This is a genomic window from Paraburkholderia sp. (genome assembly GCF_028283785.1).
In the GTDB taxonomy this organism is placed as follows: Bacteria; Pseudomonadota; Gammaproteobacteria; order Burkholderiales; family Burkholderiaceae; genus Paraburkholderia.
The window spans coordinates 577697-593567 of the sequence record NZ_JAPWKB010000019.1; the positions used below are offsets into that span (position 1 = coordinate 577697).

The window sequence follows — 15871 nt, forward strand, 5'->3', positions numbered from 1 at the left end:
CTTTAGGATTCTTACGGCTTTTTTTCGACCCCGATCACGACGCCGCGATCTCACTCCAGTCGCGCGTCGATCGTGCTGCGATGCGCCGGATCAAAGCTGGCCGTCGACGGGCAGCAGCGAGAACAGTCCAGTCATCGCATTGCGATAGAAGCCCGCGCCGGGATCGACGGAGTACGTATGAATCTGACCGTTTTCGTCGTCGGTCCAGACCAGTTGTCTGGACGGATCGCCGACGGGCGCGAGCCCGACGAGTTGCGCGGGCGTGGCGAGCGTCACGCGATAGCTGACGCCCGGCGCGCTCGCACGATCGAACATCGTCGCGACTTCATCGGCGAGCGGTTGGCTGTGGATCACGAGCGCCAGTTCGGTGTTCAGGTTCGCCGAGCGCGGGTCGAGGTTCATCGAGCCGATCACCAGAATCTTGCGGTCGATCACATAGGTTTTCGCATGCAGGCTCGCGCGCGAACGCGATCCCGTCACGCTCGCCGACGGACTGCGCTGCACCGGCTTGAACTCGTACAACTCGACGCCGTGTTCGAGCATCGGCACGCGATACGGCGCGTAACCGGCCTGCACGGCGACCGCGTCGGTGGCGGCCAGCGAATTGGTCAGGACGGCGACACGCACGCCGCGCTTCGTCAACGCGGCGAGCGCCTTGACGCCGACGTCGTGCGGCACGAAATACGGCGACACGATCAGCACTTCCTGCTGCGCGTCGTGCGTCAGCTCGACGAGACGTTGCATCGGCGGACTCACGTAATCCGGCGACGGCCGGTCGATCTTCTCCGGCGAATCCACCTTGAACTCGGCCGGCGCCCAGATCAGCCCGAGATCGTCTTTCGCGATCTGCGCGGCGAGCGGCGTCGCGTTGATCGGCTTGGCGTTGTACGGATCGGCGTTGGTGCGCCAATGTTGCCGCAGGTCGTCGCGGGTCGCGTCGAGCTCTTTCGGCGCGAACGTCTGCCGGTTCAGAACGCGCAACGGATACGACCCGGCGCTATTCCAGAACGCATCGAAGCTCTGCGAAATATCGTCGGTGACGGGACCGGCCGCGAGCACGTCGAGGTCGCGGAATTGCAGCGTCGGGCTGGCGCTGAAGTATTCGTCGCCGAGGTTACGTCCGCCGACGATCGCAAGCTGGTTGTCGGCGATCATCGCCTTGTTGTGCATGCGGCGCGTGAAGTGTCCGATCTGCGTGAACACGTCGGTGCTGCGCTGAAAGACGCTGCGATGGCCGCTGCCGTACGGATTGAACACGCGGATCTCGATGTTGTCGTGCGTGTTCAGCCCCGCCATGATCTTGTCGATGTCCTTGAAGTTGAGATCGTCGACCAGCATCCGCACGCGCACGCCGTGATCGGCCGCGTAGAGCGCGGCGCCGAGCAGCAGCTTGCCGGTGGTGTCTTCGTTGGCGATGTAGTACTGCATATCCAGCGTTTTCGTCGCCGCGCGCGCGAGCGCGATGCGCATCTGCAACGCTTCCGTACCGTTCGACAGCACCCGGAAGCCGGATTGCCCCGGATGCGTCGCTTCGAGCGGCGCGAGCGCGGTGCGTAACGGCGTGGTGTCGGTAGCGGCCAGCGCGTGCGTGACGTCGCGGTGATAGGCGGTCGCGGGCGGGCGCGTCGCGCACGCCGACAGCGCCGCCGCGGCGAGCGTGAGCATGGTCAGCCCGACCATCCGGCGAAGCGTCTGCAACGCGTCGTGGCCGCCTGGCCAGCGCGCCGCGCTCAGGTTGTTGCGATGGATCCCCGGCACGCTGCAATCCTCCATTTGATTGTTCTGTCTGTCTGGGCGCAGCACTCGAGCAAGAATCGCGCCGCACGGCAGCGCCACGCCCGCGTGCCCGACGATTCTAAGTCTATTGAGGGCCGGACACGATCGGACGACGCGCCGGATAGCGAGCATCGGCGCGGTGGCGACGATGCCGCGCAAGCGCGCGAGCGGCGCGCAAAAAGAAAACGGCGGACGGTGTCGCGCAGGTTCGAAAGCCTGCACGGCACCGTCCGCCGTCGGACCGGACGACGCGTTTTTACGCGTGTCCGGTTCAGGATGACGCCGGTTAACTACGCGGGGTGGCGATGGCGTCGGCGGCTTCCTGGTGGGTCGAGCCTTTGGCCGGACGTGCCGCCCAATGACCGGCCAGCAGCGAACCCGACAGGTTGTGCCAGACCGAGAACAGCGCGCCCGGCAGCGCGGCGATCGGCGTGAAGTACAGCTTGCCGAGCGTCGCCGCGAGACCGGAATTCTGCATGCCGACTTCGATCGCGAGCGTGCGGCAGACGGCTTCGTCGAAACCGAGCAGACGACCGCCCCAATAGCCGCCGAGCAGGCCGATACCGTTATGCAGCACGACGCCGATCATCACCACCAGTCCGACCGACGCGATGCTCTTCTGCGTGCCCGCGACGACCGCCGAGATAATCAGCAGGATCGCGACCATCGACACCAGCGGCAGGATCGGCTCGACGGCGCGGACGGCTTTGGTGAACAGATGATGGATCACGAGGCCGACCACGATCGGCAGCGCGACGATCTGCAGGATGCTCATCAGCATGCCGTGCACGTCCACCGCGATCGACGCGTCCACGTACAGGCGCGTGAGCAGCGGCGTCGCGAATACGCCGACCAGGGTCGACAGCGCGCTGATCGTCACCGACAGCGCAACATCGCCGCGCGCCAGATAAATCATCACGTTCGACGCCGTGCCGCTCGCGACGCTGCCGACCAGCACCATGCCGGCGGTCAGATCGGGCGGCATCCGCAGCGCTTTGGCGATCGCCCACGCGGCGAGCGGCATCACCAGGTAGTGCAGGACGATGCCGGCCACGACCGGCGCGGGACGCGTGAACACGCGCTGGAAATCGGCGATGGACAACGTGACGCCCATTGCCAGCATGATGATCGTCAGCAGCGTGGTGACGTGCGGCGCGATCGGCGTGAACGAAGCGGGCGAGAAGTAGGCCGCGAGCGAGACCAGCACGGCCCACAGCGGGAAAAGTCGGGTGACACGGGCAAGCATGAAAGCAGTCCTCAAGACAGGGTCGGTCGATAGATGGAAAACGGAGCCGGATAGCCGGGCCGAACGCGGGTTCGGGCCTCGGGGCATCGGGTTCAGGCAACGGTGTCGGGCAGGCGCCGCGCGGTGCCTTGTGGGGCGCGCGGCTGCACGGCGTCGCGCGCCGGACTGTGAGTCGCGGCGCACGAGGCGATGTCCGGCTGGCAGGTCGATCGGATCGAGCCGGCGCATCGCCGCCAGTCGGCGGGCGAGCGGTCAGACGCGCATTCTACCGGGAGCGGCGTCCGGTTTTCGCGGTCCGGCGTGTGCGCCGCTCAGACTGGTGGTGCGGCGGGTTCGGTGTGAGGCGTCGTCTGCCCCGGCATCTGCCGCAGGCTCAGCCGGTGAAAGCGCAGCGTCATCAGCGCTGCGACGCTCGCGAGTCCGGCGGCGAGCCCCCACCACAGGCCGCGCGCGCCCATTCCGTAGTGAAACGCGAGCGTGTAGCCGGTTGGAAAGCCGATGCCCCAATAGCCGAACGCCGCTGCGATCATCGGAATGCGGGTGTCCTTCAGGCCGCGCAGACAACCCGAGGCCACTGTCTGCATGCCGTCGACGATCTGGAAAATTGCCGCGACGCCGAGCATCGAGCTGGCGAGCGCGACCGTGGTGGCGTTTTTCGGGTCGTCGAGATGCAGATACAGCCCGACGATCGAATGCGGCGCGAGGATCAGCACCAGCCCCGACACGCTCATAAAGCCGACGCCGAGCGCCAGCGCGACGAAGCCCGCATGCCGGGCCGCCAGCGCTTGTCCCGCGCCCGCCCAGTAACCGACCCGCACGTTGCCCGCCTGGCCGATCGCGAGCGGCACCATGAACGACACCGACGCGACGTTCAGTGCAATCTGATGCGCGGCCAGTTGCGACTCGCCGAGCAGACCGACCATCAGCCCGGTCGCGAGAAACAGCATCGATTCGACGCCGTATGTGATGGCGACCGGCCAGCCGATGCCGAACAGTTCGCCCATCAACGGCCATTGCGGCCGCGTCGCGACGACGAAATGGCGGAAACGCGGGCGCAGATGCAACAGCCCCATCAACACCAGCGCGGTCATCCAGACGGTCAGCGTGGTGGCGGCCGCCGAGCCGAGAAAGCCGAGCCGCGGCAAGCCGTACGCGCCGTGGATCAGTCCGTAGTTCAGCACGGCATTGACGCCCACGCCCGCAATCGACACCCACAGCAGCCGCTTCGCCGCGCCGATCGCGGGCAGGAACGAGCGCATCAGGCCGATCCCGATCAGGCTGCCGGGCGCGGCCCAGCGCAGCACCGCCGCGTATTCGCCGACCTGCCGCGCGAGCAGCGCCGGTTCGCCGAACGCGTTCATCAGCGGTTGCGCGAACGACAGCAGCACGAAGGCGGGCAGCGACAGCAGGATCGACAGCGCGAAGCCGGTCCAGTAGATCGGCGCGATCCGGTCGTCGTCTTTCGCTCCGCGCGCGTGCGACACGCTCACGCTGACCGACGTGAGCATGCCCTGCAACAGCGTGACGACGACGAAAAAGACGTTGGCGCCGAGTCCGCCGGCGGCGAGCGCGTCGGGGCCGAGCGAGCCGAGCAGGATCGTGTCGGTGACGCCCATCGCCATCTGCGACAACTGGGCGATCGCGAGCGGCGCGGCGAGGCGCGCGGTGTCGGCGGCGTGGCGGGACAGCGAGGGCGCCCGGACGGCGGTCCGGGACGAGGTGGAGTGGGTCATCGAAGTCGGACGACGCGGAGCCTGTCCGCGCGTTTCCTGTTTCCTGTCTAAACGGACAGCTTATTGTTTTGCGACACGGCTGTCGATCTTAGAGCACGGTTTTGGTGCGTGCCGCCGTCGCGCTATTCGTGAACGGCGATCAGTGTGTCGCCCAGCAACACGACCTGACCTGCGCGGATTTTGCAGGTTTTACGCGTTTCGACCTGACCGTCGACGGTCACGGCACCGGACGCGACGATGATTTTCGCCGAGCCGCCGCTGTCCGCGAGACCCGTTATCTTCAGGAGATTATGCAGTTCGACGTAGTCGCCGGTTAGCGTGAAATGGAGGTTAGGCATAGCGATTGCGGCAACGGAACGGGGTTCGCATCATAAGCCAGAAGCGGCTCGGGTTCATACGGGTGAGCGTCTGTAAGTGGATGTTATGCGATTGTTTGGAAATGAAACCTTGCGTAACAGCGGTCGTTTCCTCCGAACTTCACTCATAAACTGAGACTCCGAAGAACAGCCTGCTGCTTTTTGCGGTAGACACGATAAAGACCGGAAGACCGGCGTCGCGCTTTGCGTCACGTCATTGGCCTACGGGTCAGGTCGCCATTCCGACAACTGTAGAGAGGAAGCTATGACCAAGATTCGTTCGATTCTGATCGGTGCCGCTTTGACGGCCTGTGCCACCAGCGCTGCGTTCGCGCAAACCGCCAACGATTCGCAAACGCCGGCAACCGGCACACCGGGCCTGACGGCACCGGCCGCGCAAGGCATGCAGCCAGCGACGCCCGCGCCGCAAAACCTGACCGCGTCGGGTTCGACCGATCCGCTGGTGCAAAAGCGTGACGCGAACGCGAAGGCGAACGCCGAGTATCGCGCGTCGAAGAAGATGTCGAAGGCGGATCTGAAGGCGCAGCAAAAGGCGTCGAAGGACGCGTACAAGGAGCAGGTCCGCGACGCGAAGATCAACAAGAAGGCCGACAAGCAGACGGCCAACAACGAAATGAAGATGCAGATGCAAGGTCAGGCCGCGACCCAATCGGACCCGGCCGACATCAAGCATTAATCAGCGCATGACCTCCGGCGGCGCGGCGCATCCGGTTCAGCACCGGGTGGAAGCCACGTCGGCGGATCGCACATAAAAACAGAACAGGGAGGTTTCACATGACTCGCACAAATATGAACCGCATTTACGCCGCGCTGATCGCCGGTTGCCTGTCGTCCGTCGCGTTCGCGCAAGCCAGCGATCCCGCTGCAGCGCCCGTGACGCACGCCGACAACAAGGCTGCGAAGGCGCAGTCGAAAGCGGACAAGAAGGCGTCCGTCGCGCAGGCGAAGGCCGACAAGAAGAAAACCGACGCGCAATCGGACGCCGACAAGGCGAACGCCGACGCGAAACTGAAGGACGCGAAGAAGGACTGACGGTCCGCCTTCGACCTTCGACCCCGGATTCAGGCAGGGCGGCGGAAGTGTATCGCATCGCGATCACGCACACAGCCACCCGCTCCACGGTTTAGCGCGGAGGAGACGAGAACGGCCCGGCACGCGAACGCGTCGTCGGGCCGTTTTATTTGCGATCGACGGGCGCACGCCTGCCAACGCGCGGACGAACGGGAAAAAGGGTCGCTTGTCGCCAATCGTTGTATGGATATACAGTATGCATCGCCGTCGCGATGCGACTTTTTCCTGTCCGATCCCGTGCTCTCCGTTGCCGATTTTCCTTCGTCCGACACACCCGACACACGCCACGCGCCGGATGCATCCGGTGCTTCCGCCCGGTTCGACGCCGCCGCGTGGCTGTCGAAGCTCAACGACGCGCAGCGCGAAGCCGTCGAGCACGACACCGACGACGTGACGCGGCCGTCCGGCGCGCTGCTCGTGATTGCGGGCGCGGGGTCGGGCAAGACCAACACGCTTGCGCATCGGGTCGCGAATCTGGTGGTCAAGGGCGCCGATCCGCGCCGTATCCTGCTGCTGACGTTTTCGCGCCGCGCCGCGCTCGAAATGACGCGCCGCGTGACGCGCATCGCGAGTCACGCGCTCGGGGCGCGGGCGTCGCTGGCGCAAGGGCTGACGTGGTCGGGCACGTTTCACAGCGTCGGCGCGCGGCTATTGCGGGAATATGCCGATCTGATCGGCCTCGCGCCCACTTTCACGATCAACGACCGCGAAGATTCGGCGGATCTGATGAATCTGGTGCGTCACGAACTCGGGTTTTCGGCCAAAGAGAAGCGCTTTCCGTCGAAGAACACCTGCTTTTCGATCTACTCGCGCGTCGTCAATACGGGCGGCTCGCTCGGCGGCGTGCTGAACGACGCGTTTCCGTGGTGCTGCGAGTGGGAAGACGATTTGCGCCGCCTGTTCGCCGCGTACGTGGCGGCCAAGCAGCAGCAAAGCGTGCTCGACTACGACGATTTGCTGCTCTACTGGGCGCATATGGCCGCCGAGCCGTCGATCGCGGCGGATCTGTCGGCGCGTTTCGATCACGTGCTGGTCGATGAATACCAGGACACCAATCGCTTGCAGGCGTCCATCCTGCTCGCGCTGAAGCCCGACGGGCGCGGTCTCACCGTCGTCGGCGACGATGCGCAATCCATCTATTCGTTTCGCGGCGCGACTGTGCGCAATATCCTCGATTTTCCGGCGCAGTTCGATCCGCCCGCGCGGCAGGTCACGCTTGAGCGCAACTACCGGTCAACCGCGCCGATTCTCGCCGCGTCCAATGCGGTGATCGAACTGGCGTCGGAGCGCTTCACCAAAAACCTGTGGACGGAGACGGCGTCGGCGCAGCGTCCGCGTCTCGTCACCGTCGCCGACGACGCCGATCAGGCGCGTTACATCGTCGGGCAGATCCTCGAGGCGCGCGAAGCGGGCATGACGCTGAAGTCGCAGGCGGTGCTGTTTCGGGCCGCGCATCACAGCGCAGCGCTGGAGATTGAACTGACGCGGCGCAACATTCCGTTCGTCAAGTTCGGCGGCCTCAAATTCCTGGATTCGGTGCACGTGAAGGACGTGCTGGCGGTGTTGCGATGGGCCGAAAATCCGCGCGATCGGGTCGCGGGTTTCCGGGTCGCGCAACTGATGCCGGGCGTCGGCCCGGCGACGGCGGCGCGTCTGCTCGACGCGATGAATAGGGATGGCGGCGTGGCTGCGCAGCTGGTCGGGCAGTTGACGTCAAATGCCGCTGCGTCGGCGGCCTCTGATGCGTTCACGGAGGCCGCAGCGCCCGCAGGAGCGGCCCGCGCGATGGACGCCGCACTCGCGCATTCGCGCGGCGCGGCACGCGCGCTTGGCGCGTTTCAGCCGCCGGCGCGTGCGCTCGAAGACTGGCCGGCGTTCGCGGCGATGATGGCTAACGTCTGCGGAAAACTGTCGCCGTGGCCGGCCGAGTTCGAGCAGGTGCGTCGCTGGTACGAGCCGCATCTGGCGCGCAATCACGACGATGCCGCCGTGCGGCACGCCGATCTGCTGCAAATGGAGAGCATCGCGGGCACGTATGCGTCGCGCGAGCGTTTTCTGACCGAACTGACGCTCGATCCGCCCGACGCGACCAGCGACGAATCCGGCGTGCCGCTGCTCGACGAGGATTATCTGATCCTGTCCACGATCCATTCGGCGAAAGGGCAGGAGTGGCGCAACGTGTTCGTGCTGAATGGCGTCGACGGCTGCATTCCGTCCGATCTGGGCACCGGCACCGAGGCCGAGATCGACGAAGAGCGCCGCCTGCTCTACGTCGCGATGACGCGCGCGAAGGAAGACCTGCATATCGTCGTGCCTCAGCGCTTTTACGTGCACAACCAGACGCACCTGGGCGACCGGCACGTGTGGGCGTCGCGCACGCGCTTCATTCCGTCGGAGTTGTTGCCGCTATTCGATGTTCACGCGTGGCCGCGGGTGCCCGTGCCGTCCGCGCCGAGCGCAACCGGCCTCGCAGCAGCCGCGCAGGCGAAGATCGAGATTGCCGCGAAGTTGCGGAAGATGTGGGACTGAGCGTGGCGCCGGGCCGCCCGATCGGGAAGGCCGGACTTGAGCGCGGCGAACCGGAGCGGTGTCAGGCAGCCGCGTCCGGGCTTACTGCTGGCGTTGCTGCGGTTGATGCTGGGGGCGCGGCGGCGGCGTGAAAAACGCGCGCAGCCATGCGGCCAGACGCGAGAACACGTCGTACGGCTCTTCGACGAAAATTTCCGGCTTCAGCAGACGCAAATATTCCATCATCTGCTGCGCTTCCTGCTTCTGAAACGAGCCGTGCGACAAGCCGAGCCGCAACAACCCGCGCAACTCGCCGAGCTTCTCGCGCGCGGCGCTGCCTATGCTGGTCTCGCACGCCACTTTCGCCTCGTAGACCCGTTGACGCAGCGACTCCGCCAGCCGCCACGCGGGCGTCTGCATGGCTTCTTCGAGCGCCTGGATGTCCTGCGCGACGCCCTTGATCTGCGCGGCCAGCGGTTCGATCAGCGATTCTTCGCCTTCGGCTTCCTTGACGATTGCCGTCGCCCACGCGTGACACTGCTTCGCGAGTTCCTCGGGCGTCCATTCGGAACGCACCGCAAAGCCGAAACCGTATTCGGCCGCCTGCCGCATCAGGATCGCGACGACGTCCGGAAATTCCTTGTCCAGCGTGCGTTTCGCCCATGCGTACTGACCGCCGTTCAACATCCGTTGAACCGCGTGTTCGGTCAGCGGCACCATGTTGTCGAGCAGTTTGGCGCGCAAAAAGTCTTCGAACGACGGCGTCGCGAACTGCGGATCGAGCTTCAGCGATACGCGCAGAAATGCATCGAAATCCTTGCGTAGCGAAACAAGGGTTTCCTGCTTGAGTGTGAGGGTGATCTGACCCATGTGTAATCCCGTTTGGTCCTGCCGCGCCGCATCGTGGGGTGTCGCCGACTGCGACTGGCGCTCGACCCCGGAGCGCCACCGATGTGTTTCGCGCTGGTGTTGCCGTCAACGGCATCGCCAACCCGAAAATCGTTCCCGACGAGCGGACTTCGACTGTTTATCGGCAGGGTGGGGGAAAACTTGAGGACTATCGGCGAGGCGGGAAATGCCGCGAGGGCGTGCGCGTAGCGGCGTCCGCCGGCGGTGCGGCGGACGGGCGCGTGGTCTGGCTGAAATCTGTCCGGACCGGCTGGACCCGGTTTCGGTTGACACCTGTATCCAGCATTACGGCCAGTTGACGGTCGGACTTGAGTGTGCAGAATTAGGGTCTGCGCACTACTTGATAACAATTCCTTGCCACGCGAAAAACACCGCCAGCCCGACCGCGATGGTCAGCAGCGGGCGTCGTGTCAACGCGCTGACGGCAACGGCGGCCAGTGCGCCGACCAGCTGCGGATTGCGCCACGTCAATTCGGCGTCTGCGCCGTGGGGCGAAACGGCCATCGGCACGATGATCGCCGTCAACACGGTCACCGGGACGAAGCCGAGCGCGGTGCGTACCAGCGGCGGAAAAACCAGACGGTCGCCGAGGACGAAAACCGCCGAACGGATCAGCCACGTAATCAGCGCCATGCCGACGATCAGAATTGCGTAGCTCATCACGATGCCTCAGCCGTTTTCGGTTGATGAAAACCCGGCCGCGACAGCAGCACGCCGACCGCGACGCCCGCGCAGACCGCGCCGAGCAGGCCGAGTTTGTACGGCCACGCCTGCCAGAAAAAGGCCAGCGCGCCAGCGGTCGCCGCGGCCGCGAGATAACGCAGCGCGACCAGTTGCGGCACGACGATCGCGATAAAGGTGGCGACCATCGCGAAGTCGAGTCCGAGCGATTGCAGGCCGGGAAACGCGGCGCCGAACAGGAGACCGGCGAGCGTCCAGAGTTGCCAGTTCACGTACATCGCGACGCCCGCGCCGAGGAAGTAGTACGGGTTGGCGTCGGCGGTCGGGCGAAGCCGGTAGCGCGACCAGACCACCGCGAACACTTCGTCGGTGAGCAGGCCGCCGAGCGTCCAGCGCCAGCGCATCGGCAGATGCGCGACGTACGGCGCGAGCGTTGCGCTGTACAGCACGTGACGCAGATTGACGACCAGCGTGGTCGCCCAGATCACGGCAAAGCTGGCGTGACCGGCGATCAGTCCGACGCCGATGAATTGCGCCGAACCGGCGAACACCAGCAGCGACATCAGTTGTCCATGCCACGCATGCAGCGGGCCGGAACTCACGAGCGTGCCGAAAATCACGCCGAACGGCGCGGCGCCGACCATCATCGGAATGATGTCGCGGGCGCCGTCGGTGAATTCGGTCAGGCGGGAAGGGGCGGTAGTGCGTTGGGTCAAGCTCATCTCCTTTATGCCGGGAGCATAGCGGAGCGAAGGACGCGGGCGCTTGTACGTTCTTGCGGTATCGGCGTCAGGCGGACTGCCAGCGGCCCGGCGGCACGCCGAACATGCGCCGGAAATGTCGGGTGAAATGGCTCTGGTCGCTAAAGCCGCTTTCGACGGCGACATCGGCGACCGGCACGCCCGCGCGCAACGGCGCGAGCGAGCGCTGCAAACGCAACTGGGTGCGCCACGCGTGCGGCGGCAGACCGGTCGTCTGACTGAACAGCCGCGCCGCATGAAACGGCGACAGGCCGACCGCTTCGGCCAGTTCGCCGAGCAGCACCGGCGAGCCGAGATCGTCGGCGAGACGGGCTTTCATCGACTCGACGCGCGAATCGTCGGCGGCGATGCGCGGTGTATCGGGACACGCCGACGCATAGCGGATCAGCAGCATCGACAGCGCGTCGATCATCGCGGCTTCGGCGGCTTCGGCGGCTTCCGTGCCGGGTGCGGCGGTGGTTGAGTGTGCGTCGGTAGTGGCGCGCTCCATCGCCCAATGTGCATAGGCGAGACTGCGCGCGAGTTGCGGATCGCGGATCACGCCGGGCTCGAACCACGGCATCGGGCACGCGCGTCCGGCGACGTCGTTTGCCAGTCGATGCATGAAATCCACCGGCGCATACAGCACGCGATAGCGCCAGCCGTCGTCGGTCGCGCGCGATCCGGTGTGGAGTTCGCCGGGATTGATGATCGGCACGCCGCCGGTTTCGGCGACGTAATCCGTGCCGCGATAGCGATACCCCTCCGCGCCTGCGACGATCACCGGGATCGTGTACGCGTCGTGCCAATGCGGCGTGAACGTGTGATCGTGATATTCAGCCGTGACCAGATCCGCGCCGGGGAGGATCGGCGTGCGCCAGTAGCGGGCGGAATTGCGGAAACGGTTGACGGTCATGATCAATCGAAAATAGGAAAAGTCCTATGTGGTCTGACAGTGTAGCGCGCGATCGACGGTCTCGCGACCTTCCGCACGCGCGCCGGAAACGGCGGTATTCGCCGCTGCGCTCACTTGACCGGAATGGTCGTGCCGGCGGGCATCGGCACGGCTGTGACACTGTTTTTTGCACTGCCGGTCGCGATCCGGTCGCTGTAGGTCAGATAGACCAGCGTATTGCGTTTGGGATCGACGACGCGCACGACGTGCAGCGTTTTGAACAGCAAGGACATGCGGTCGCTGAAGACGTCGGATTGCTGCTTGAGCTGACCGGTGAAGGAGATCGCGCCGACCTGCCGGCACGCGATCGACGCTTCGGTCGGATCTTCGGCGATACCGAGCGTGCCTTTGATGCCGCCGGTTCGCGCGCGCGACACGTAGCAGGTGACGCCGTGCACGAGCGGATCGTCGTACGCTTCGACGACGACGCGGTCGGAGCCGGTCATCCGGAAGTTGGTGTTGACGCTGGCGACTTCCTCGCCATGCGCAATCGACGCGACGAGCGCCAACCCAGCGACGGCACACGCGTGAATGGAAGTGGAAGTCAGCGCTGAAACGCGCGAGGATCGGAGAATGGGCATAAAGATGAGCGACGAGGCGGCGCGTGAAATGGAACAGCCATCCTATACCGCGAAAGCGGCAGGCCGACGTGCGCGGCGGTCTATCTTTTTGCTTTGAAGCGAATGGGCAGGGCGATCGGTGAAACCGAGCCACAAAAAGAAAAAGGCCCGCAGATGAATGCGGGCCTTCGAATTTTTTGGCTCCTCGACCTGGGCTCGAACCAGGGACCTACGGATTAACAGTCCGGCGCTCTACCAACTGAGCTATCGAGGAACAGCAGTACAACTTGTCTTACATAAAAAAGCCCGCTGTGATTAACGGGCTCTTGCAATTCTTGGCTCCCCGACCTGGGCTCGAACCAGGGACCTACGGATTAACAGTCCGGCGCTCTACCAACTGAGCTATCGGGGAACATCAACAGCAGAGAAGCGAAATTGTAGGGGCTGCTTTATGACCTGTCAATACCTGCGGATTTATCCGTTTTAGAAACCGCTTCCGTCAGGTACGGCAGGGCGTCAGCCGCTACGTGCTCAGCGTGCCAGCAACGCGAGCTTTTCCTTGATGTCTTTGAATTCGTCGGCTTCGGGAAGCGGCGCCTTCGTCTTGGTGATGCTCGGCCAGTTCTTGGCCAGGTCCGCGTTCAGTTCGATGAAGGTTTGCTGGTCGCCCGGCACGTCTTCTTCGGCATAGATGGCGTTCACCGGACATTCGGCGACGCACACGGCACAGTCGATGCACTCGTCGGGATCGATCGCGAGGAAGTTGGGACCTTCGCGAAAGCAGTCCACCGGGCACACATCAACGCAGTCGGTATAGCGGCATTTGATGCAGCTTTCGGTCACAACGTGAGTCATTCAGGCAGCTCCTGCATGGTGTATCGGGGGAGGCGAAACGCCAAAACCGGTATTGTATCGTAACGTCAAGTGGGACATGCACCATCGGTCCACCGGGTTTAGACGTTTTCGTGATTAGTTTATGAGGTGCAACGTGCGGCCAGTTGCCGCAGCATTGTCGCGCATTCGGGTAACATGCGACAGACGGTACGCAGGGGCGCACCGCCAGCGCATGGCTCGGCCATCAAGCCTCCCGTTTTCGCAGTCTGGTTTGCCACATCATGATCATTACTTCGCTGCTCGATACAGACCTGTACAAGTTCACGATGATGCAGGTGGTTTTGCATCATTTCCCGGCGGCGAACGTCGAATACCGCTTTAAGTGCCGCACGCCGAATGTCGATCTCGTGCCGTATATCGAAGAGATTCGCGGCGAAGTCCGCAAGCTCTGCGACCTGCGCTTCACGGACGACGAGCTCGACTATCTGCGGCGGATGCGCTTTATCAAAAGCGACTTCATCGACTTTCTCGCGCTGTTCCATCTCAGCGAAAAGTACATTTCGATCACGCCGTCGCCGAAGGGCAATGGCGAGATCGACATCGATATCAAAGGGCCGTGGCTGCACACGATTCTCTACGAGATTCCGCTGCTCGCGATCGTCAACGAAGTCTATTTCCGTAATACGCAGCAGCAGCCGGCCTACACCGAAGGCCGTGGGCGTCTGACGGACAAGATCCAGTTGCTCGGCGCGCGGTCGGAATTCGCCGACTGCAAGATCGCCGATTACGGCACGCGCCGCCGCTTCTCGAAGCAGTGGCACGAGGAAGTGATCCTCACGCTGAAAGACGGCCTCGGCGAGCAGTTCGCGGGCACCAGCAACGTCTACTACGCGATGAAGCACGGCCTCACGCCGCTCGGCACGATGGCGCACGAGTACTTGCAGGCATGCCAGGCGCTCGGTCCGCGTCTGCGCGATTCGCAGATTTTCGGCTTCGAGATGTGGGCGAAGGAATATCGCGGCGACCTCGGCATTGCGTTGTCGGACGTGTACGGCATGCAGGCGTTTCTGCGCGACTTCGATATGTACTTCTGCAAGCTGTTCGACGGCGCGCGTCACGATTCCGGCGACCCGTTCGACTGGGGCGAGCGCCTGTTGAGGCACTACGAGGCGAACCGCTGCGACCCGCGCACGAAGATTCTCGTGTTCTCCGACGCACTCGATATCCCGAAGGTGCTGCAACTGTACGAACGCTTTCGCGGACGCTGCAAGCTCGCCTTCGGCGTGGGCACGAACCTCACCAACGACCTCGGTTACAACCCGCTGCAGATCGTGATCAAGATGGTTCGCTGCAACGGTCAGCCGGTGGCGAAGCTGTCGGATTCGCCGGGCAAGAACATGTGCGAGGACAAGGCGTATCTCGCCTATCTGCGCCAGGTTTTCGGCATTCCGCAGCCTGAGGAAAACGCGATCTGATCGCCGCACGCCGCGTGCCGATGCTGCATTCACGCTGCAGCGGCGCGCGGTGTCGTTCAACCCCGATCCACGACATTAGCAGCGTGCGCCGCGCGCCGCTACCTGGCCATTCGGCCGACTGTTCGCGCCCGCTGCGGCCGGTATAATTCTCGCGATTCACACGGCCTTCGCTACGAGGATTTTCGCCATGGACACATCGCTCGCCCGCCGCAACATCCTCGCGCGTATTCGCGCTGCCCAAGGTCGCGAAGCCGCAGCCGACTATCTTTCGCGTCATCCTCCCGGCCCGCGTCCGCCCATGCCGGACGACCTCACCGCGCGCTTCATCGAGCAGGCGCAGAAAATGTCCACCACGGTCGATACCGTGAACACTCTCAGCGACGTGCCGGCTGCCGCGCATCGTTATCTGTCGGAACACGGCCTGTCCACGACGGCGATTGCATGGCAAACGCTGACCGGTCTCGCGTGGGCCGAAGCCGGTATCGATGTCGCATTCCGCAAGCCGCAAGACAGCGATGTCGTCGGTATCACCGGCTGTTTTTGCGCGGTGGCCGAGACCGGCACGCTGGCCTTGCTGTCCGGTCCCGAGACCTATGCATCGGCGGGCTTGCTGCCGGAGACGCATATCGCCATCGTGCCGGTCTCGCGCATCGTGTCGGGTCATGAAGAAGCGTTCGGCCTGATCCGCTCCGAGCGTGGCGAACTGCCGCGCGCGGTCAACTTCGTGTCGGGCCCGTCGCGTACCGGCGATATCGAGCAGACCATCGTGCTCGGCGCGCACGGACCGTATCGCGTCCACGCGATCGTCGTTCGCGGCGCGTGACGGCGCGTCGGCCTCGGTAGATCGCCACGCATCGGGCACACACGCGCGTTCCGTCGCACGTCATCGGGCGTCGGCGTCATGTGAGTCCACGCTGCGTCGCACGAGTCCATTCTTACGGGCGGGTCGTTTTTCTCGCCCGTCCTGTGTCATTTCAAGCGCGTTCATCAAGCATGTGACAGCGCC

Annotated in this window: 15 protein-coding genes and 2 tRNA genes; 5 read left to right on the forward strand and 12 right to left on the reverse strand. The window is 64.4% G+C overall.

Annotated elements, in window-relative coordinates; all coding sequences use genetic code 11:
• Positions 1-90: 90 nt before the first annotated feature.
• From PW947_RS24890 to PW947_RS24905, 4 genes are all read right to left on the reverse strand, one after another.
• Positions 91-1680 carry a phospholipase D family protein gene (locus tag PW947_RS24890; RefSeq protein WP_299636002.1) on the reverse strand — a complete coding sequence of 530 codons (1590 nt, stop codon included), beginning with the start codon at positions 1678-1680 and terminating at the stop codon, positions 91-93.
• Between the two features lie 382 nt (positions 1681-2062).
• Positions 2063-3022 (reverse strand): bile acid:sodium symporter family protein, encoded by a 960-nt coding sequence (locus PW947_RS24895; protein ID WP_299635054.1) that lies wholly within the window; start codon positions 3020-3022, stop codon positions 2063-2065.
• Positions 3023-3333: 311 nt separating this feature from the next.
• Positions 3334-4755, reverse strand: a complete 1422-nt coding sequence (locus PW947_RS24900) for an MATE family efflux transporter (RefSeq protein WP_299635055.1) — start codon at positions 4753-4755, stop codon at positions 3334-3336.
• Between the two features lie 122 nt (positions 4756-4877).
• Positions 4878-5093, reverse strand: coding sequence for an RNA-binding S4 domain-containing protein (locus PW947_RS24905; RefSeq protein WP_299635056.1), 216 nt, complete (start codon positions 5091-5093; stop codon positions 4878-4880).
• A gap of 283 nt (positions 5094-5376) precedes the next feature.
• Between PW947_RS24905 and PW947_RS24910 the strand changes: the two genes are divergently transcribed.
• The 3 genes from PW947_RS24910 to PW947_RS24920 all read left to right on the forward strand — a co-directional run bounded on the left by PW947_RS24910 (position 5377) and on the right by PW947_RS24920 (position 8732).
• Entirely contained in the window at positions 5377-5808 is a 432-nt protein-coding gene (locus PW947_RS24910; RefSeq protein ID WP_299635057.1) for a hypothetical protein, read from the forward strand.
• A gap of 98 nt (positions 5809-5906) precedes the next feature.
• The gene (locus PW947_RS24915) at positions 5907-6164 is read left to right on the forward strand and encodes a hypothetical protein (RefSeq protein ID WP_299635058.1); all 258 of its coding nucleotides are present in this window, start codon (positions 5907-5909) and stop codon (positions 6162-6164) included.
• Between the two features lie 222 nt (positions 6165-6386).
• Positions 6387-8732: an ATP-dependent helicase gene (locus PW947_RS24920; protein WP_299635059.1), complete on the forward strand. Its 2346-nt coding sequence runs from the start codon at positions 6387-6389 to the stop codon at positions 8730-8732.
• Between the two features lie 81 nt (positions 8733-8813).
• On the opposite strand, the gene PW947_RS24925 is transcribed toward PW947_RS24920, so the two are convergent.
• The 8 genes from PW947_RS24925 to fdxA all read right to left on the reverse strand — a co-directional run bounded on the left by PW947_RS24925 (position 8814) and on the right by fdxA (position 13411).
• A complete protein-coding gene (locus PW947_RS24925; RefSeq protein WP_299635060.1) occupies positions 8814-9581 on the reverse strand; it encodes a DUF4088 family protein in 768 nt (255 codons plus the stop codon).
• A 375-nt stretch (positions 9582-9956) separates the two neighbouring features.
• The gene (locus tag PW947_RS24930; RefSeq protein WP_299635061.1) at positions 9957-10280 is read right to left on the reverse strand and encodes an AzlD domain-containing protein; all 324 of its coding nucleotides are present in this window, start codon (positions 10278-10280) and stop codon (positions 9957-9959) included.
• Positions 10280-10948, reverse strand: a complete 669-nt coding sequence (locus tag PW947_RS24935; RefSeq protein ID WP_299636004.1) for an AzlC family ABC transporter permease — start codon at positions 10946-10948, stop codon at positions 10280-10282. Before PW947_RS24935 ends, PW947_RS24930 begins: the two co-directional genes overlap by 1 nt.
• A gap of 142 nt (positions 10949-11090) precedes the next feature.
• Positions 11091-11960: an AraC family transcriptional regulator gene (locus PW947_RS24940; protein WP_299636005.1), complete on the reverse strand. Its 870-nt coding sequence runs from the start codon at positions 11958-11960 to the stop codon at positions 11091-11093.
• 107 nt (positions 11961-12067) lie between these two features.
• On the reverse strand, positions 12068-12577 hold the full coding sequence (locus PW947_RS24945; protein WP_299635062.1) for a CreA family protein: 510 nt from the start codon (positions 12575-12577) through the stop codon (positions 12068-12070).
• 177 nt (positions 12578-12754) lie between these two features.
• A tRNA-Asn gene (locus tag PW947_RS24950) sits at positions 12755-12830 on the reverse strand.
• A 62-nt stretch (positions 12831-12892) separates the two neighbouring features.
• Positions 12893-12968, reverse strand: a tRNA-Asn gene (locus tag PW947_RS24955).
• Positions 12969-13087: 119 nt separating this feature from the next.
• Entirely contained in the window at positions 13088-13411 is a 324-nt protein-coding gene (fdxA, locus tag PW947_RS24960; protein WP_299635063.1) for a ferredoxin FdxA, read from the reverse strand.
• A gap of 260 nt (positions 13412-13671) precedes the next feature.
• On the opposite strand from fdxA, the gene pncB reads away from it, so the two are divergent.
• Both pncB and PW947_RS24970 read left to right on the forward strand, forming a co-directional pair.
• Positions 13672-14865 (forward strand): nicotinate phosphoribosyltransferase, encoded by a 1194-nt coding sequence (gene pncB, locus PW947_RS24965; protein ID WP_299635064.1) that lies wholly within the window; start codon positions 13672-13674, stop codon positions 14863-14865.
• Between the two features lie 187 nt (positions 14866-15052).
• On the forward strand, positions 15053-15688 hold the full coding sequence (locus PW947_RS24970; RefSeq protein WP_299635065.1) for a lactate utilization protein C: 636 nt from the start codon (positions 15053-15055) through the stop codon (positions 15686-15688).
• The last annotated feature ends 183 nt before the right edge of the window (positions 15689-15871 follow it).

Coding starts and splice junctions, on each gene's coding strand:
- PW947_RS24935 (WP_299636004.1), bottom strand. CDS start 10,948: ATGATGGTCGGCGCCGCGCCGTTCGGCGTGATTTTCGGCACGCTCGTG.
- PW947_RS24900 (WP_299635055.1), bottom strand. CDS start 4,755: ATGACCCACTCCACCTCGTCCCGGACCGCCGTCCGGGCGCCCTCGCTG.
- pncB (WP_299635064.1), top strand. CDS start 13,672: ATGATCATTACTTCGCTGCTCGATACAGACCTGTACAAGTTCACGATG.
- fdxA (WP_299635063.1), bottom strand. CDS start 13,411: ATGACTCACGTTGTGACCGAAAGCTGCATCAAATGCCGCTATACCGAC.
- PW947_RS24890 (WP_299636002.1), bottom strand. CDS start 1,680: ATGGTCGGGCTGACCATGCTCACGCTCGCCGCGGCGGCGCTGTCGGCG.
- PW947_RS24925 (WP_299635060.1), bottom strand. CDS start 9,581: ATGGGTCAGATCACCCTCACACTCAAGCAGGAAACCCTTGTTTCGCTA.
- PW947_RS24945 (WP_299635062.1), bottom strand. CDS start 12,577: ATGCCCATTCTCCGATCCTCGCGCGTTTCAGCGCTGACTTCCACTTCC.
- PW947_RS24915 (WP_299635058.1), top strand. CDS start 5,907: ATGACTCGCACAAATATGAACCGCATTTACGCCGCGCTGATCGCCGGT.
- PW947_RS24920 (WP_299635059.1), top strand. CDS start 6,387: ATGGATATACAGTATGCATCGCCGTCGCGATGCGACTTTTTCCTGTCC.
- PW947_RS24970 (WP_299635065.1), top strand. CDS start 15,053: ATGGACACATCGCTCGCCCGCCGCAACATCCTCGCGCGTATTCGCGCT.
- PW947_RS24910 (WP_299635057.1), top strand. CDS start 5,377: ATGACCAAGATTCGTTCGATTCTGATCGGTGCCGCTTTGACGGCCTGT.
- PW947_RS24905 (WP_299635056.1), bottom strand. CDS start 5,093: ATGCCTAACCTCCATTTCACGCTAACCGGCGACTACGTCGAACTGCAT.
- PW947_RS24895 (WP_299635054.1), bottom strand. CDS start 3,022: ATGCTTGCCCGTGTCACCCGACTTTTCCCGCTGTGGGCCGTGCTGGTC.
- PW947_RS24930 (WP_299635061.1), bottom strand. CDS start 10,280: ATGAGCTACGCAATTCTGATCGTCGGCATGGCGCTGATTACGTGGCTG.